The sequence below is a fragment of the Ruminococcus sp. FC2018 genome, from assembly GCF_000621805.1.
GTDB lineage: Bacteria > Bacillota > Clostridia > Oscillospirales > Ruminococcaceae > Hominimerdicola.
The window spans coordinates 139204-153831 of record NZ_JHXH01000004.1 but is presented as its reverse complement, the minus strand read 5'-3'; the positions used below and the strand labels follow the sequence as shown (position 1 = coordinate 153831).

Below are 14628 nucleotides of genomic sequence, written 5' to 3'. Positions count from 1 at the left end.
TATACCATATAAATCTTTATAAGTCAATTATATACATGAAGAGCTTTTTTCTGAGTGTGTACAGTTGTCAATGAATATTTGGGGCATGCATAATTTTTCCGTATGTATGATCTGAACGATGAGAAGTATGACTTTATTGAACTGCTCTCAGACTGCGGTGTGGTATCCACCGTGTATGCCTTTGTGTGATTTAACAAACTTTCCCTGACGCAGAACGAGAAGTATCTGTTCAAGATACTTGTGAGAGATATTCTGGCGTTGAGCAATGTCCGAGGAACGAACAGTCTGTCCGTCTTCGGAATGGATCGCTATATCAGTGAGTGCGACTATGCCCAGCTCCACCTTGGTATTTATCTTCATTCCGGTTTTTCCCCTTCTGTTTTATTTCTCCTCGTCAATAAGCTTTTCCATCGTGTTCCAGCTAAGCAGTGCACATTTTACCCTTGCGGGCATTTTTGAAATGCTCAGCAAAGAACCGGCTTCTTCAAGCTCTTCGATCTCGTCGTCTGTAGCTTCGCCGGCTATCATCTTTCTGAAAAGTTCTGTGTAGTGCCTTGCCTCATCAAGGGATCTTCCTATGATCAGCTCAAGCATTATATCCGCACTAGCCTGTGAGATCGCACACCCTATTCCGGCAAAAGAACCGTCTGCAATAATACCATCGTGAATGTCCAGATTAAGCAAAATGTTATCTCCACAGGTCGGATTCAATCCCTTGCAGCAGTGGGTTGCACATTTAAGTTCATGCTTGTGCAGCGGGTGCAGATTGTGATCGGCAAGCACCTCTCCGTAAAAACTGTCAGTTGTCATAACCCATTCTCCTTCTTATCGACCTGAGTGTTTGTATAAATCGTGTTATATCCTGCTCGTCATTGTAAAATGCAAGGCTCATTCTTGCTGTTGACTGTACATCAAGATATTGGTGCAGGGGCTGTGCACAGTGATGACCGGCACGTATTGCAATGTTGTCAGCATCAAATATCGCTGCGATATCGTGCGGGTGTACACCGTCTATTGTAAATGTCAGTATTCCGTGATGATTGCTTGCATCATTTGCACCGATTATTTTCACGTGGGGCGTTTTATTCATTTCGTTCAATGCGATCTCCGTCAGCTCATTCTCACGCTTTTGGATTGTTTCAAATCCGATCTCTTTGATATAGTCTATCGCAGCAGCAAGTCCGACAGCACCACCGGCGTTTACTGTGCCCGCCTCAAATCTGTGCGGCAATTCTGCGTAGGTCGCATCCTCACGTGTAACATATTCTATCATCTCGCCGCCCGAAAGAAAAGGCGGCATTTTTTCAAGTATTGCCTGCTTTGCGAAAACAACTCCAATTCCCATAGGAGCAAGCATCTTATGTCCTGAAAATGCGAGAAAATCCACGCCAAGATCCTTCACGTCAATGGGGATATGCGCCGCACTTTGTGCAGCATCACAGACTATCAGAGTGCCGTTTTTATGGGCAATGTCTGCAAACTCTTTTATCGGATTGAGCCTTCCGAAAACATTTGATATCTGCGCTATAGTCAACAGCTTCGTTTTTGGAGTCAAAGCCTTTTCAAGAGATTCGGCTGTGTATTTTCCGCTTTTGTCACATTCAAGAAATCTTAGCACTGCACCCTTTTGTTTTGCAATTATCTGCCAGGGTAAAAGGTTTGAGTGGTGCTCGGAAATGCTTATAAGTATCTCATCACCCTGTCTGATGTTTGCCTGTCCCCAGCTGAATGCTACAAGGTTGAGACTTTCGGTTGCGTTGCGTGTAAAGATTATCTCCTTTGTGCTGTCTGCATTGATAAAATCCTTGACAGTCTTGCGGGCATTTTCATAAGCGTCTGTTGATTTTATGCACAGATCGTAAAGCCCCCTCAGCGGATTGGCGTTTTGCTCGCTATAATACTTTACTACTGAATCTATGACTCTCTTTGGTTTTTGCTGAGTTGCGGAATTATCAAGGTAAACAAGGTCCTTGTATTTATCAAAAACAGGGAAATTCTCTTTCCCTGAAAGGGGCTTAGCCATTTTCATTATCTCTCCCTATTATATTGTATATACGTTCCCGTACCTGTTCATCTGAAATGGTGTTTACTATCTGAGCGATCTTTGAGCGTGCCATAAGCTGCACTGCCTTATCCTCGGGCAAGCCTCTTGACTGCATATAAAAAATGTGCTCCTCATCAACTCGTCCGATAGATGCGCCGTGACTGCCCTGAACGTCCTCCTCTGCGCACAGTATCAGTGGAACAGTTTTATTTTTGACCTTTTCTCCGATAAGCAGAACATCCTCATTTTCTGCACCGACTGCACCGCAGCAGCCTTTTATAAAGTCAATAGTTCCCTTGAAGACCTTTTTGGAGCTGCTGTTCATAACGCCATTTGCAGTTATCTGCGAATTAGTTTTTCTCCCCAGATGCCTTGCGATCAGGTTAATATCCAGCTTGTTGTCTGCGCTGAGCAGATAGCCAATGTTTGCTGTGAATTCGGATTTTATGCCGTTAAGCTGCGTGTTGATCTCACTGAGCGTGTCACTCGTCCCAAGAAAAAGCTGGACAAGCTCAAAGCTTGCATTGTCAGAAAGGCTTGCATCTACATTTGAGACAGTCTGTGCCTTGCTTTCAAACACCTGCACCAATCTGACAGAAGAGCTGCTTTCGACGCTGACAGACGTATTTATCTGCGTTTTGCCCCGGGGATCAATAAACATGACCCCGGTCTTGTTCTCACCACAGTGTGCAGTTATCTCAAAAGCTGCACTTTCCGAAATATTGATCTCATTTATATCACCGTCAAGTGTAACAGCCTTTATGCCGTTGTGTTCATGTTCTCTGTGTGTATCGTTCACTCCCAGCCACGAGAATGTCTGCACGGGAAGTGTGTTAAGTTTTACCGTACTCATTTTCATCACCCTATGCTTCCGTGCATTTCAAGCCCAATAAGATTATTCATCTCCATCGCATATTCAAGCGGAAGCTCCTTTGAAACGTTGTCTGCGAAACCTCTGACTATCATCGCCCTTGCGTCCTGTTCGCTTATCCCTCTGCTCATCAGATAGAAAACAGATTCGTCGCTGATGCGTCCTATTTTCGCTTCGTGTCCGATGTCGGCATATTTTGTGCGTATGTCCATTGCGGGAATGGTATCCGAGCGTGAAATACTGTCGAGCATCAGCGATTCACAGCTTACGGCGCTCTTGCTGCCGTGTGCGTTCTGATTTACCACAACAGCACTTCTGAACGTGCTTTTCCCACCGGATTTGCTGATGGACTTTGTGTTCATATACGATGAAGTGTTCGGTGCATTGTGGACCATTTTTGCACCCGTATCAAGATTCTGTCCCTCACCTGCAAAGGTTATGCCTGTGAACTCAGCCCGAGCGCCCTCGCCATTGAGTATACTCATCGGATACAGATATGAAACGTGTGAACCAAAGCTGCCTGAGACCCACTCGATCTTTCCACCCTCGGACACAAGTGCACGCTTGGTGTTAAGATTATACATATTCTTTGACCAGTTCTCGATGGTAGAGTAGCGCAGCGTTGCGTTTTTGCCTACGTACAGTTCAACACATCCGGCGTGAAGCCCTGCCTCATAGTATTTCGGGGCAGAGCAGCCTTCTATAAAGTGGAGATATGAGTCCTCTTCGAGAATGATCAGCGTGTGCTCAAACTGTCCTGCACCTTTTGCGTTAAGTCTGAAATACGATTGCAGAGGGATATCGAGTCTGACACCCTTTGGAACGTAAACAAACGAACCGCCTGACCATACCGCTGCGTGCAGTGCCGCAAACTTGTGGTCTGTGGGCGGTACGAGCTTCATAAAGTGCTTTTTTATCATTTCAGCGTAGCGTTCGTCGTGCATTGCACTTTCAAGGTCTGTGTATACAACTCCGGACTGAGCGACCTCTTTCCTGACATTATGATAAACAAGCTCGCTGTCATACTGTGCCCCTACACCTGCGAGAGATTCTCTTTCTGCCTGTGGTATGCCAAGGTTCTCAAAAGTCTTTTTTATGTCATCGGGAACGTCGTTCCAGTCAGTGTTCATACGACTTTTTTGCCTGATATAAGTGATTATCTTGTCTACATCGAGCTCATCTATCGACGGTCCCCAGTCTGCCATCTTTGTCTTATTGTATATCTCAAGTGAGTTCAGCCTCAGAGCTCGCATCCATTCCGGATCGCCCTTTTCCTCCGAAATAGCAGTTACTATCTCGCTGTCAAGTCCGCTGCCGAGGAAGCTGCTTTCATCCTCTTCAAATCTGAAGTCATAGCGAGAACGGTCAATATCCGCAACATAAGTCTTTTCACTCATATTTTCACTCCTTGCCGTTATATCTGTCAAATCCGTTTTGGATAACATCATCAACAAGCTCTGCACCACCATCACAAACTATTTTTCCGGCAGAGAGAATGTGTGTTGTGTCAACGGTGAGTGACTCAAGCATCTTTGTGTTGTGCGTGATGATAAGCAGCGAACCTCCTGTACGGGACTTGTATTCGTTTATCCCCTGAGAAACTGCTTTTACCGCATCAACATCAAGTCCGGAATCTGTTTCGTCAAGTATGGCAAGCTTTGGCTCAAGGATCAGCAGCTGAAGTATCTCGGATTTCTTTTTCTCACCACCTGAAAAACCAACGTTGAGATCTCTGTCTGCATAGGAAATGTCCATATTCAGAAGCTCCATTGCTGCTTTTAGTTTCTTTTTGAAATCCCACAGCTTCATGTGCTTGCCGCTTATCTGCTCCAGCGAGTTCCGCAGAAATTCCCACAGCGTTATCCCGGGTATCTCAACAGGGTTCTGGAATGAAAGAAAAATACCTCGCTTTGCTCTCTCGTAAGTTGACTCGTTAGTTATGTCTGCACCTTCAAATACTATTTTTCCACCTGTGACCGTGTATTCGGGGCTTCCCATTATCGCAAGACCGAGGGTTGATTTTCCGGCACCGTTGTGACCCATCAGAATATGAGTGCTGCCGTGTTCTATATTTAGTGATACACCGTGCAGCAGGGTTTTCTCCTCCGCACTTACGTAAAGGTCTGTTATTGTAAGTAGCTGTGACATATTCATCCTCCTGAATTTATAAAGCTATGTATAATTCCTACCATCACACTATGGTATACAAGCATTTTAACATTAAAAACCTACCAAGTCAATAGGTTTATCAAGACTTTTATAATATCATACAACATCGGTAGGCTTATATTGTGTTTCTTTGTACAGTATTTCCTATTGACTTTGTAGGATTTTTGAGCTATACTTAAAACATACCAATCTGATAGGAAATAGGTTTTACACACACAAAGGAGTGCTGATAATGACGATTATTTTTACTGTGCTTATCCGAAATAATTACTGCTGCGGACGAATGTGTATTGGATGTAAGAAGTAAGAGGCGAGAGATAAAAGAATAAACACATTCATTATAAAAGGAGTAAAGACTTATGAGCAATTATAGATTTGAAACATTACAGCTTCACGTTGGACAGGAACAGGCAGACCCCGCAACAGATTCAAGGGCGGTGCCTATCTATCAGACCACATCATACGTATTCCATAATTCCGAGCACGCAGCAGCACGTTTTGGTCTTGCTGATGCAGGCAATATCTACGGCAGATTAACCAACTCAACTCAGGACGTTCTCGAAAAAAGAGTAGCAGCTCTTGAGGGCGGTGTCGCAGCACTTGCAGTTGCATCAGGTGCGGCAGCGATCAGCTATACCATTGAGGCTCTCGCAGGAAAGGGCGAGCATATTGTTGCACAAAAGACTATCTATGGCGGCAGCTTTAACCTGCTTGCGCATACACTTCCGCTTTACGGTATCGACACGACCTTTGTGGATATACATGCGCTTGATGAGGTAAGTGCAGCTATAAAGCCCGAAACAAAGGCTATCTTTATTGAAACACTTGGTAATCCCAACAGCGATATCCCTGATATTGAGGCACTCAGCAAGATCGCACACGAGCATAACATTCCGCTTGTTATCGACAACACTTTCGGTACACCGTTTCTTATCAAGCCTATCGAGCTTGGTGCGGACATAGTTGTTCACTCTGCAACAAAGTTCCTCGGCGGTCACGGAACTACACTTGGCGGTGTTATTATTGACTCGGGCAAGTTCAACTGGACAGCTGAAAAATTCCCCGGTATCGCTGCTCCTAATCCGAGCTATCACGGTGTATCTTTTACCGCAGCAGCAGGTCCGGCAGCATTTGTGACATATATCAGAGCTATCCTTCTACGTGATACCGGTGCTGCGATCTCACCGTTTAATGCATTCCTGCTTTTGCAGGGCATAGAGACCCTTTCACTCAGACTTGAGCGTCATGCAGAGAATACAAAGAAGGTCGTTGATTATCTTGCGTCAAATCCGCTTGTTGAAAAGGTGAACCATCCGTCACTTCCGGATCATCCCCAGCACAACCTTTATAATCGGTATTTTAAAAATGGCGGTGGATCCATATTTACCTTTGATATCAAGGGCGGAAAAGAGGAGGCGTGGAAGTTCATCGACGCACTCAAGATATTCTCGCTGCTTGCCAACGTAGCTGATGTTAAGTCTCTGGTTATCCACCCTGCATCTACCACACATTCGCAGCTTTCAGAGAAGGAGCTGATTGATGCAGGTATCAACCGGAACACTATCAGGCTCTCTATCGGTACCGAGCATATTGACGACATAATCGCTGACCTTGAAAACGGATTTGCGGCTATCAGATAAAAGAGCAAAAGAAGATCATAATACAATGCTATCCCCGTGACGAAACTATTGTTGCCCTTCTTCCTGACAGCTGTAACAGATACTATTCAACACCATTGTTAACACAATGAGATAATAATTAAAGCGGAATGCCGGCTATCACCGATGTTCCGCTTTTCTTGTATGCTGAAGTATAAAAAAATCCGCCCCGACAGATCGGGACGGATATTAAAAAACTTTCGATAAAGACCAGACAAAGACCATGAAGAATTTGCAAGGTCTGAAAAGTGCCAAAAATACGGCGAATTGAGAAAGTGAAGATTATCTCTTTGAGAACTGAGGAGCACGACGAGCAGCTTTCAAGCCGTACTTCTTTCTTTCCTTCATTCTTGGGTCTCTTGTCAGGAAGCCTTCCTTCTTGAGAAGGGGACGGAAATCGTCGCTTGCCTGAAGCAGAGCTCTTGAAAGACCGTGTCTGATAGCACCTGCCTGACCTGTAACTCCGCCGCCTGCAACTGTGCAAACGATGTCGTACTTGTCAACGGTGTTGGTAACTCCGAATGGCTGACGAACGATCAGCTTGAGTGTTTCAAGTCCGAAATAATCGTCAATATCTCTTCCGTTTATTGTAACTTTACCTGTTCCCTCGTAAACACGAACACGGGCAACAGAATGCTTTCTTCTTCCGGTACCATAAAAATATGGCTTCTTTGATTCGTACATCTATATTGCTCCTTTCAATTACAGTTCGTATTTTACAGGCTTCTGAGCAGCGTTGTTGTGCTCTGCACCCTTGTATACTCTGAGTCTCTTAGCGCAGGCTCTGCCCAAAGAGTTGTGAGGCAGCATTCCTGTTACGGCAATGGTCATGGCTCTGTCAGATTCCTCAGCCATAAGCTTGGAATACTTGATCTCCTTCAGACCGCCGATCCAGCCTGTGTGCCATCTGTAATACTTGTCCTCAAGCTTGTTTCCTGTGAGAACAGCCTTGTCTGTGTTGATGATGATAACATGGTCGCCGCAGTCAGCGTGTGGTGCGAAAGTTGGCTTGTGTTTGCCACGAAGAATGTGAGCAGCCTTAGCAGCAACTCTACCCAGGGACTGACCTTCTGCGTCCAGGATATACCATGTGCGGCTGATATCTGCAGCCTTAGGCATATAAGTTGACATATGTTTTCCTCCGTTCAATTTTGGTTAGTTAGTTTCCGCAGGACATACTGCGGACTCGCAACATTGTCCATTATACAGAATGTCCTTGTAAAAGTCAAGGGCTAAACAAGCGAATTTTTAATTTATATCCCTCATTCTCTTTAAATCTCTCTGTTTTTCTTCGTTTCTCTCGATTTCTCGTTTTCCATTTCACTTTTTAACGATATATTAACAGCCCTGAAAACAAGCGGTTTCAGAGCTGTTTTTTGTGTTTATTTCTCAGTTCTCCTGCGTCAAAGGCATAACGTGGACAGAGTTTACGATGCAGTCGGTGGGCTTGTTGAACTCAAACTCCGAAGACATATGCGCATCACATCTCCTTGTTACCGGCTGTCGGTTTCTGATGAGCTTGATCTGCCGGAAGATCTGCCCTCTTTTTTGTCGGTCTCGTACTTTATAAAGCACTGGTCAAGCACTTCTGTTTTGCTGTCCTTATCAAGCTCCCGGTCGTTTTCAAGGATTTTGTCAATATAGAAATCGTGATAGGTAAAGCCGTCAAACTCCACCACAAACACCATGGAAAAGCATTTGTTGTTATGCTTTCCCTGGGCAGTTACCTCAAATCCGTAATCTGTTTTTTCGGAGTTCCACTTCAGCTCCTCGCTGGAATATGCTTTAAGGCATTCGCCCACAGTTGTCAGCGTTGAGCCGGAAAAGTTGTTCAGCTGGCTGAAACTGCTATTTTGCACAACGTCGGGCATTATATCGTTATTTATCCTGAGACCTTTAACAAATCCGTTGGTAAAGACCGCTCCCACGCAAAGAATAATGCAGGCGATGCACAGTGCCGCTTCTTTGCGGACAAGGACCTGTCTTCTGAAGATGTAAAGGGGCGGGAAAAGATAGGTCTTACCGAGGGTTATGGTGTTTACATCGTGCTTTTCCAGCATACGCTTGTCAAGGGCACAGCTGATGGGCATAAGTATCAGCACCAAAGCCCAGTGTATCATTGCTATCTTTGCGGAATAAGCATATCGCTCCAGAAAAAGCCCTATTGCCGGAAGAAATATGGCATACATCAGATATCCGCCGGGAACTTGTATTTTCGGCAGTCCGTAGTCAACAGTCGGTTGATAATTCATATGCATACTATCCCTCCGTTAAGATGATACATTTGTAATATTATACAGCATTTTTTCAAAATAATCAAGGGGCAGGGGCGATATGTGAATAATACACAAAAAGATTGCTGCCGCTATTACTGAAATTCGTCAGTGAAATTGTTGACTTAATGATTAAAATAGTGTAGCATTGAATTGTATGTAAATGTGGGCTTATAAGCTGTTAAGGGCGTTTTTGCAATGGTGAAAGTGAAATTTTTTACATATCGGATCCCCGGCAGAACAGCGACATTCAGTAAGGAGAGGAAAAATGGGCAAACTATTGAAATATCTGAGCCGATATAAGCTTCAGTGCCTTGCGGTGCTGTTGCTGTTGGTGGTGCAGGCACTGTGTGACCTTGCGCTTCCCGATTATACCGCCGACATAGTGGATACGGGAATAATGCAAAAGGGCGTGGACAGGCCATCGCCTAAGGTCATATCACAGCAGACGCTGGACGACATAAAGGTCTTTATGACAGATGATGAGCAAAAGCTCACACAGGAATGTTACCAGCTTATCGACTCGATAAAGGATACCGATATTGTTCCGCTGAAAGACAGTGTGCCAAAGGGAAAGGTATACAAGCTTACCACGGACGACAGCAAAAAGCTGGATGAGCTTGACAAGGCGATGCAGACCACAGTGGCAGTTTATTCGTTTGCAAGCCGCACAAAGCTTGAGAACGCACCTCAGGGCGAGGGAGAAAATCCGGGGAACGCAGAGAAGATGGCGCCCGGGGCAGCTGAAATTGCAAATGATAAGACCATGCTTGACATGGTGAAAATGGGCGGCACAGGTCTTAAATTCAGAGAGGACTTCTCAAAGAAAATGGATGAAATGTCCCAGATGACCGTTGAGCAGTCTGCAAAAGCCTTTGTACAGGGTGAATATGACAAGCTGGGCGTTGACCTTAACAGCCTTGAAAAAAGCTATCTGTGGAAAGCAGGACTTAAAATGCTGGGCATGGCAGGCATAATAATGCTTTGTACCATACTGGTGGGCTTTCTTGCGGCAAGGATCGGTGCCGGCATAGGACTTGACCTGCGTAAGGGTGTTTTCAAGAAGGTCATAAGCTTTTCCAATCAGGAAATGGACAGCTTTTCCACCTCAAGCCTTATCACCCGTTCCACCAATGACATCCAGCAGATACAGATGGTGCTGACCATAATGCTGAGAATGTGCCTGTATGCACCTATACTTGGCATTGGCGGAATGATAAGGGTGCTCAACACAAACTCGGGCATGACATGGATAATCGGAATTGCCGTTTTAGCAGTTTCTCTGCTTATCGGTCTGCTTATGTTCATTGCTATGCCTAAGTTCAAGATCATGCAGAAAAAGGTGGATAACCTTAACCTTGTCACAAGAGAGATACTTACGGGTCTGCCTGTTATAAGGGCGTTTTCCAGAGAAAAGCATGAGGAGAAACGCTTTGACGGTTCAAACAGCGATCTGACAAAGACGATGCTTTTCACCCACAGGACAATGAGCTTTATGTTCCCGGCGATGACGCTGGTCATGAACGGCGTGTCTATACTTATTGTGTGGATAGCAGCCAAGCAGATCGACCTTGGCAAGCTTCAGGTGGGAAGTATGACAGCGTTTATCACATACGCCATGATGATAATTATGTCCTTCCTTATGCTGACAATGATATCCGTGTTCCTGCCAAGAGCTGCTGTGGCAGCAGAGCGTGTGGACGAGGTGCTTTCAAGCGAGGGTACTATTAAGGATAAAGAGGACGCTGACCCCAATAAAAAGATTACTCAGGGCGTTGTCAAGTTCGACCACGTTAATTTCAGATACAACAATGCAGATGCAGATGTGCTTGAAGATATTGATTTCACAGCACAAGAGGGTAAGACTACTGCCATTATCGGAAGCACCGGAAGCGGCAAATCCACCCTTGTCCATCTTATACCGAGGTTTTACGATGTTACCGCAGGAAAGATAACCATTGACGGCGTTGATGTGCGTGATTACACCCAGAAAAACCTGCGTGATGCTATCGGATTTGTCCCGCAAAAGGGTGTACTTTTCAGCGGCGATATAGATTCAAACCTTGCCTTTGGCTGCCCCGATGCTCCCCATGAGCAGCTTGAAAAAGCTGCCGAGATAGCTCAGGCGACCGAGTTCATAACCGCAAAGCCCGATGGATTCAAGTCGGAGATATCCCAGGGCGGAACAAACGTATCAGGCGGTCAGAAGCAAAGACTGTCTATTGCAAGAGCCGTTGCAAAGAAGCCGAAGGTGCTTATTTTCGACGATTCATTCTCCGCACTTGATTTCAAGACGGACGTTGCTCTGCGTAAGGCGTTGGGCGAGAACGTAAAGGATGCAACGATAATAATTGTTGCCCAGCGTATAGTTACCATAATGAATGCTGATGAGATAATCGTTCTTGATGACGGCAAGATCGCCGGAAAGGGAACTCACCTTGAGCTTATTGGCGCCTGTGATGTTTACGACCAGATCGTAAAGTCGCAGCTTTCAGAGGAAGAATACAACAAACAGCTTGCGCTTGCAGGCAGAAAGGGGGGCGACTGATATGGCAGCACGCAGACACGGACCTCCGGGTGTAGTCACCGAAAAACCAAAGGACTTTAAAAAGTCCATGGGCAAGCTTATAAAGTACATTGCAAAGTATAAGCTGGGAATCTTCTTCGTGTTCATTTTTGCTGTGGGCAGCACCGTGTTCTCCATAGTTGGACCAAAGGTGCTCGCAAAAGCCACAGATGCCCTCTTTGAAGGTCTTACTAAAAAGATACAGGGCGTAGGCGGCATAGATTTTCAGAAAATAGGCACCATACTTGTCATACTCCTTGGGCTTTATGTTATTTCCGCTGTTATGCAGCTCTTACAGGGGCTTATTATGGCAAACGTTTCCCAGAATGTATCCTACCGTCTGAGGAAGGATATTGCTGCAAAGATCAACCGTCTGCCAATGAATTACTTTGACAGAAAGACCAACGGCGAGGTGCTTTCAAGAGTTACCAACGACGTTGACACGCTGGGTATGTCCCTTAACCAGTCTGTGACTCAGCTTATAACCTCTGTCACCACCATAATCGGTGTGCTGATAATGATGCTTACGATCTCGCCTACCCTTACCCTTGTGGCAATAGCTATCCTGCCTGTTTCCGGAATAATTATGGGAGTTGTTATGAAACACTCCCAGAAATACTTTAAGCAGCAGCAGGAATACCTTGGTCATGTAAACGGTCAGGTGGAGGAAATATATGGCGGACACATGGTTGTCAAGGCGTTTAACCGTGAAGATGCCAGCGTTAAGGAGTTTGACAAAGCCAATGAGGTGCTTTACAAGTCCGCATGGCGCTCCCAGTTCTTCTCGGGAATGATGATGCCTGTAATGATGTTCGTGGGCAACCTGGGATACGTTGCGGTTGCAGTGCTGGGAGCTGTAAAGGCTATGAACGGCACAATGACGGTGGGCGATATCCAGGCGTTTATACAGTATGTCAAAAACTTCACCCAGCCCATATCCCAGATGGCACAGGTATCCTCAATGGTACAGTCTGCCGCTGCGGCAGCCGAAAGAGTTTTCGAGTTCCTTGAGGAAGAGGAGGAGCCTCAGAAGGCTGAAAATCACGCTCCTGTTGCTATTGGCGATGTTATGGCAAACGTAACTTTTGACCATGTCAAGTTCGGATATGACCCGGAAAAGATCATTATACACGATTTCTCTGCCGATGTTAAGAATGGTCAGAAGATCGCAATAGTCGGACCTACGGGCGCAGGCAAGACCACCCTGGTCAAGCTGCTGATGCGCTTTTACGACCTTAACGGCGGCAGCATAAAGATAGACGGACATGACATAAATTCCTTTGACCGTTCTGAGCTGCGTGAGGCTTTCGGAATGGTATTGCAGGACACCTGGCTGTTTAACGGCACAATAATGGACAATATCCGTTACGGCAGGCTTGATGCTACCGACGAGGAAGTTATCGCCGCAGCCAAGGCAGCACACGTTCACAGGTTCATTGAGACGCTGCCGGGCGGCTACAATATGGTGCTCAACGAGGAAGCATCAAATGTTTCCCAGGGACAAAAGCAGCTGCTTACCATTGCAAGGGCTATCCTTGCCAACAACAAGATCCTGATTCTTGACGAGGCAACATCTTCTGTGGATACAAGAACAGAGATACGCATACAGAAGGCTATGGATAATCTTATGAAGGGCAGGACCAGCTTTATCATCGCTCACAGACTTTCAACTATCAGAGATGCAGACGTGATACTGGTAATGCGTGACGGCGATATAGTCGAGCAGGGAAGCCACGATGAGCTTATGGCTCTCGGTGGATTCTACAGCGAGCTTTACAATTCGCAGTTCGACCAGACAGCTTAACTGTACAAAATTTCGAACAAATAACAAAAAGCGTATGTGTACAAATAAATGTACATATACGCTTTTGCTTTTATTTGTTGTGTTCCCTGTAATAGTCCTCGGCGTCCTCGTAGTCCCAGAAGTCATCGTAATTATCCTCGTAGAAATCCTCGGGGTCTTTGTAATCGCCGGCGTTGTATTTGTCCTTTTTGGTAGTCGTCTTTTTGCGGGTGGTCGTCTTTTTGCGTGTCGTGGTCTGAGCTGTTGTCGTTGTCGTGTATGTTGTTGTGCGGGCTGAGGTATGGTACTTATAGGTCGAGGGATAAGTGGTGTGGCTCTCCGTTTCCTCTGCGCCCTTGGCGATCGCTGAGATGATGAGAATAAAACCAAGAAGTGCAATGAAGATAACAGCGAACTTAAATATGATCTGCCCCATAGTGATCTCTTTGTCCTTGCTAAGCTCAGCCTGCTTTTTCTCATACTCGGCTTTGTCTTTTTCAGCCTGCATCTTGTCAAGCCTTCTCTCGACCCTTTCAGCCTGCATATCATCGGGTGTTTTGTTATCAAAAAGGGTCCTGTATCTTACAACATCGTACATATTCTTTTGAAACAGGTTTCTGTCCTTCGGCGACTTATTATCCATAACAACACCTCCTGAGCGGAACTGTTCTTTTTCTTCCCTTTTATTATAACACATTATTTATGATTTGTCAGCCCGTTTTTTTGGACAGTTAGCTCTTGACAGGGACGAAGTTTTCTGCTATTATAAAGATGTCGGAAGACACCTATACAGAGTGCGTGAGGGACAAGCCCTTCGACCGCACAGCAACCTGCCCGTGAGGGTAAGGTGCTAATGCTTGACCGATAGGTAACATATTTTCATGTGTTCCTGTCGGTGACGATGGGTTCTTTTTTTGCCTCTTTGCACCTGTGTAAATATTATTTTGGAGGTATTGCTATGAACGACAAAAGAACACTTGAAAATCTGCGAAACAAGTACGAGGGGCACATCTACCTGAGCTTTCACAGCCAGGGTGAGTATGATGATTTTCTCGCCGAAGCGGAGCGTGAGGGCTTTCGCTTTGGTGAGAGCCTGCCGACAGAGCATCTCGGTGAGCCGTGGGATATTGTTTCACTGCTTGACGGCAAAAAGCTCGCTTTCTGCGGTATGGTCAGCCATACGGCGTTTCACAGCGGCGGTGAGAACGTTCACCGTGTCGGCTATGCGAAATTCATCGGCGGTGATGACGATTATCTGATTTAA

The 14628-nt window shown here is 45.6% G+C and carries 14 protein-coding genes and 1 riboswitch; of the genes, 4 read left to right on the top strand and 10 right to left on the bottom strand.

Annotation, left to right across the window (positions count from 1 at the left end):
- Positions 1-147: 147 nt before the first annotated feature.
- Genes T494_RS12240 through sufC form a run of 6 tightly spaced genes read right to left on the bottom strand, consistent with a single transcriptional unit; the run spans position 148 to position 5063 of the window.
- Complete coding sequence (locus tag T494_RS12240; RefSeq protein ID WP_051540052.1) at positions 148-360, bottom strand: Rrf2 family transcriptional regulator; 213 nt, start codon at positions 358-360, stop codon at positions 148-150.
- Positions 361-381: 21 nt separating this feature from the next.
- On the bottom strand, positions 382-810 hold the full coding sequence (gene sufU, locus T494_RS0104240; protein ID WP_028505228.1) for a Fe-S cluster assembly sulfur transfer protein SufU: 429 nt from the start codon (positions 808-810) through the stop codon (positions 382-384).
- On the bottom strand, positions 800-2029 hold the full coding sequence (locus T494_RS0104235; RefSeq protein WP_028505227.1) for a SufS family cysteine desulfurase: 1230 nt from the start codon (positions 2027-2029) through the stop codon (positions 800-802). Before T494_RS0104235 ends, sufU begins: the two co-directional genes overlap by 11 nt.
- Entirely contained in the window at positions 2016-2897 is an 882-nt protein-coding gene (locus T494_RS12235) for a SufD family Fe-S cluster assembly protein (protein WP_197021117.1), read from the bottom strand. The genes T494_RS0104235 and T494_RS12235 overlap by 14 nt, the downstream gene beginning before the upstream one ends.
- A gap of 5 nt (positions 2898-2902) precedes the next feature.
- Complete coding sequence (gene sufB / locus T494_RS0104225) at positions 2903-4312, bottom strand: Fe-S cluster assembly protein SufB (protein WP_028505226.1); 1410 nt, start codon at positions 4310-4312, stop codon at positions 2903-2905.
- Between the two features lie 4 nt (positions 4313-4316).
- Positions 4317-5063 (bottom strand): Fe-S cluster assembly ATPase SufC, encoded by a 747-nt coding sequence (gene sufC / locus T494_RS0104220; protein WP_347490859.1) that lies wholly within the window; start codon positions 5061-5063, stop codon positions 4317-4319.
- 380 nt (positions 5064-5443) lie between these two features.
- Between sufC and T494_RS0104215 the strand changes: the two genes are divergently transcribed.
- Complete coding sequence (locus T494_RS0104215; protein ID WP_028505224.1) at positions 5444-6724, top strand: aminotransferase class I/II-fold pyridoxal phosphate-dependent enzyme; 1281 nt, start codon at positions 5444-5446, stop codon at positions 6722-6724.
- 300 nt (positions 6725-7024) lie between these two features.
- On the opposite strand, the gene rpsI is transcribed toward T494_RS0104215, so the two are convergent.
- The 3 genes from rpsI to T494_RS0104195 form a co-directional block, all read right to left on the bottom strand.
- Positions 7025-7426 (bottom strand): 30S ribosomal protein S9, encoded by a 402-nt coding sequence (rpsI, locus tag T494_RS0104210; protein WP_028505223.1) that lies wholly within the window; start codon positions 7424-7426, stop codon positions 7025-7027.
- Between the two features lie 18 nt (positions 7427-7444).
- Entirely contained in the window at positions 7445-7873 is a 429-nt protein-coding gene (gene rplM / locus T494_RS0104205) for a 50S ribosomal protein L13 (protein ID WP_028505222.1), read from the bottom strand.
- Positions 7874-8235: 362 nt separating this feature from the next.
- Positions 8236-8994 (bottom strand): hypothetical protein, encoded by a 759-nt coding sequence (locus T494_RS0104195; protein WP_155984031.1) that lies wholly within the window; start codon positions 8992-8994, stop codon positions 8236-8238.
- 289 nt (positions 8995-9283) lie between these two features.
- On the opposite strand from T494_RS0104195, the gene T494_RS0104190 reads away from it, so the two are divergent.
- Positions 9284-11563, top strand: a complete 2280-nt coding sequence (locus T494_RS0104190) for an ABC transporter ATP-binding protein (RefSeq protein WP_028505220.1) — start codon at positions 9284-9286, stop codon at positions 11561-11563.
- A gap of 1 nt (position 11564) precedes the next feature.
- Positions 11565-13385: an ABC transporter ATP-binding protein gene (locus T494_RS0104185; protein ID WP_028505219.1), complete on the top strand. Its 1821-nt coding sequence runs from the start codon at positions 11565-11567 to the stop codon at positions 13383-13385.
- Between the two features lie 70 nt (positions 13386-13455).
- Here the strand turns inward: T494_RS0104185 and T494_RS0104180 are convergent, their stop codons facing one another.
- On the bottom strand, positions 13456-14007 hold the full coding sequence (locus tag T494_RS0104180) for a hypothetical protein (protein ID WP_028505218.1): 552 nt from the start codon (positions 14005-14007) through the stop codon (positions 13456-13458).
- Positions 14008-14146: 139 nt separating this feature from the next.
- Positions 14147-14272: riboswitch (SAM riboswitch) on the top strand.
- Between the two features lie 50 nt (positions 14273-14322).
- On the opposite strand from T494_RS0104180, the gene T494_RS0104175 reads away from it, so the two are divergent.
- Positions 14323-14628 carry a hypothetical protein gene (locus T494_RS0104175; RefSeq protein ID WP_028505217.1) on the top strand — a complete coding sequence of 102 codons (306 nt, stop codon included), beginning with the start codon at positions 14323-14325 and terminating at the stop codon, positions 14626-14628.

Excerpts from the sequence above, each read along its gene's own strand:
- T494_RS12240 (WP_051540052.1), bottom strand. The coding sequence starts at position 360 with ATGAAGATAAATACCAAGGTGGAGCTGGGCATAGTCGCACTCACTGAT.
- sufU (WP_028505228.1), bottom strand. The coding sequence starts at position 810 with ATGACAACTGACAGTTTTTACGGAGAGGTGCTTGCCGATCACAATCTG.
- T494_RS0104235 (WP_028505227.1), bottom strand. The coding sequence starts at position 2,029 with ATGAAAATGGCTAAGCCCCTTTCAGGGAAAGAGAATTTCCCTGTTTTT.
- T494_RS12235 (WP_197021117.1), bottom strand. The coding sequence starts at position 2,897 with ATGAGTACGGTAAAACTTAACACACTTCCCGTGCAGACATTCTCGTGG.
- sufB (WP_028505226.1), bottom strand. The coding sequence starts at position 4,312 with ATGAGTGAAAAGACTTATGTTGCGGATATTGACCGTTCTCGCTATGAC.
- sufC (WP_347490859.1), bottom strand. The coding sequence starts at position 5,063 with ATGTCACAGCTACTTACAATAACAGACCTTTACGTAAGTGCGGAGGAG.
- T494_RS0104215 (WP_028505224.1), top strand. The coding sequence starts at position 5,444 with ATGAGCAATTATAGATTTGAAACATTACAGCTTCACGTTGGACAGGAA.
- rpsI (WP_028505223.1), bottom strand. The coding sequence starts at position 7,426 with ATGTACGAATCAAAGAAGCCATATTTTTATGGTACCGGAAGAAGAAAG.
- rplM (WP_028505222.1), bottom strand. The coding sequence starts at position 7,873 with ATGTCAACTTATATGCCTAAGGCTGCAGATATCAGCCGCACATGGTAT.
- T494_RS0104195 (WP_155984031.1), bottom strand. The coding sequence starts at position 8,994 with ATGAATTATCAACCGACTGTTGACTACGGACTGCCGAAAATACAAGTT.
- T494_RS0104190 (WP_028505220.1), top strand. The coding sequence starts at position 9,284 with ATGGGCAAACTATTGAAATATCTGAGCCGATATAAGCTTCAGTGCCTT.
- T494_RS0104185 (WP_028505219.1), top strand. The coding sequence starts at position 11,565 with ATGGCAGCACGCAGACACGGACCTCCGGGTGTAGTCACCGAAAAACCA.
- T494_RS0104180 (WP_028505218.1), bottom strand. The coding sequence starts at position 14,007 with ATGGATAATAAGTCGCCGAAGGACAGAAACCTGTTTCAAAAGAATATG.
- T494_RS0104175 (WP_028505217.1), top strand. The coding sequence starts at position 14,323 with ATGAACGACAAAAGAACACTTGAAAATCTGCGAAACAAGTACGAGGGG.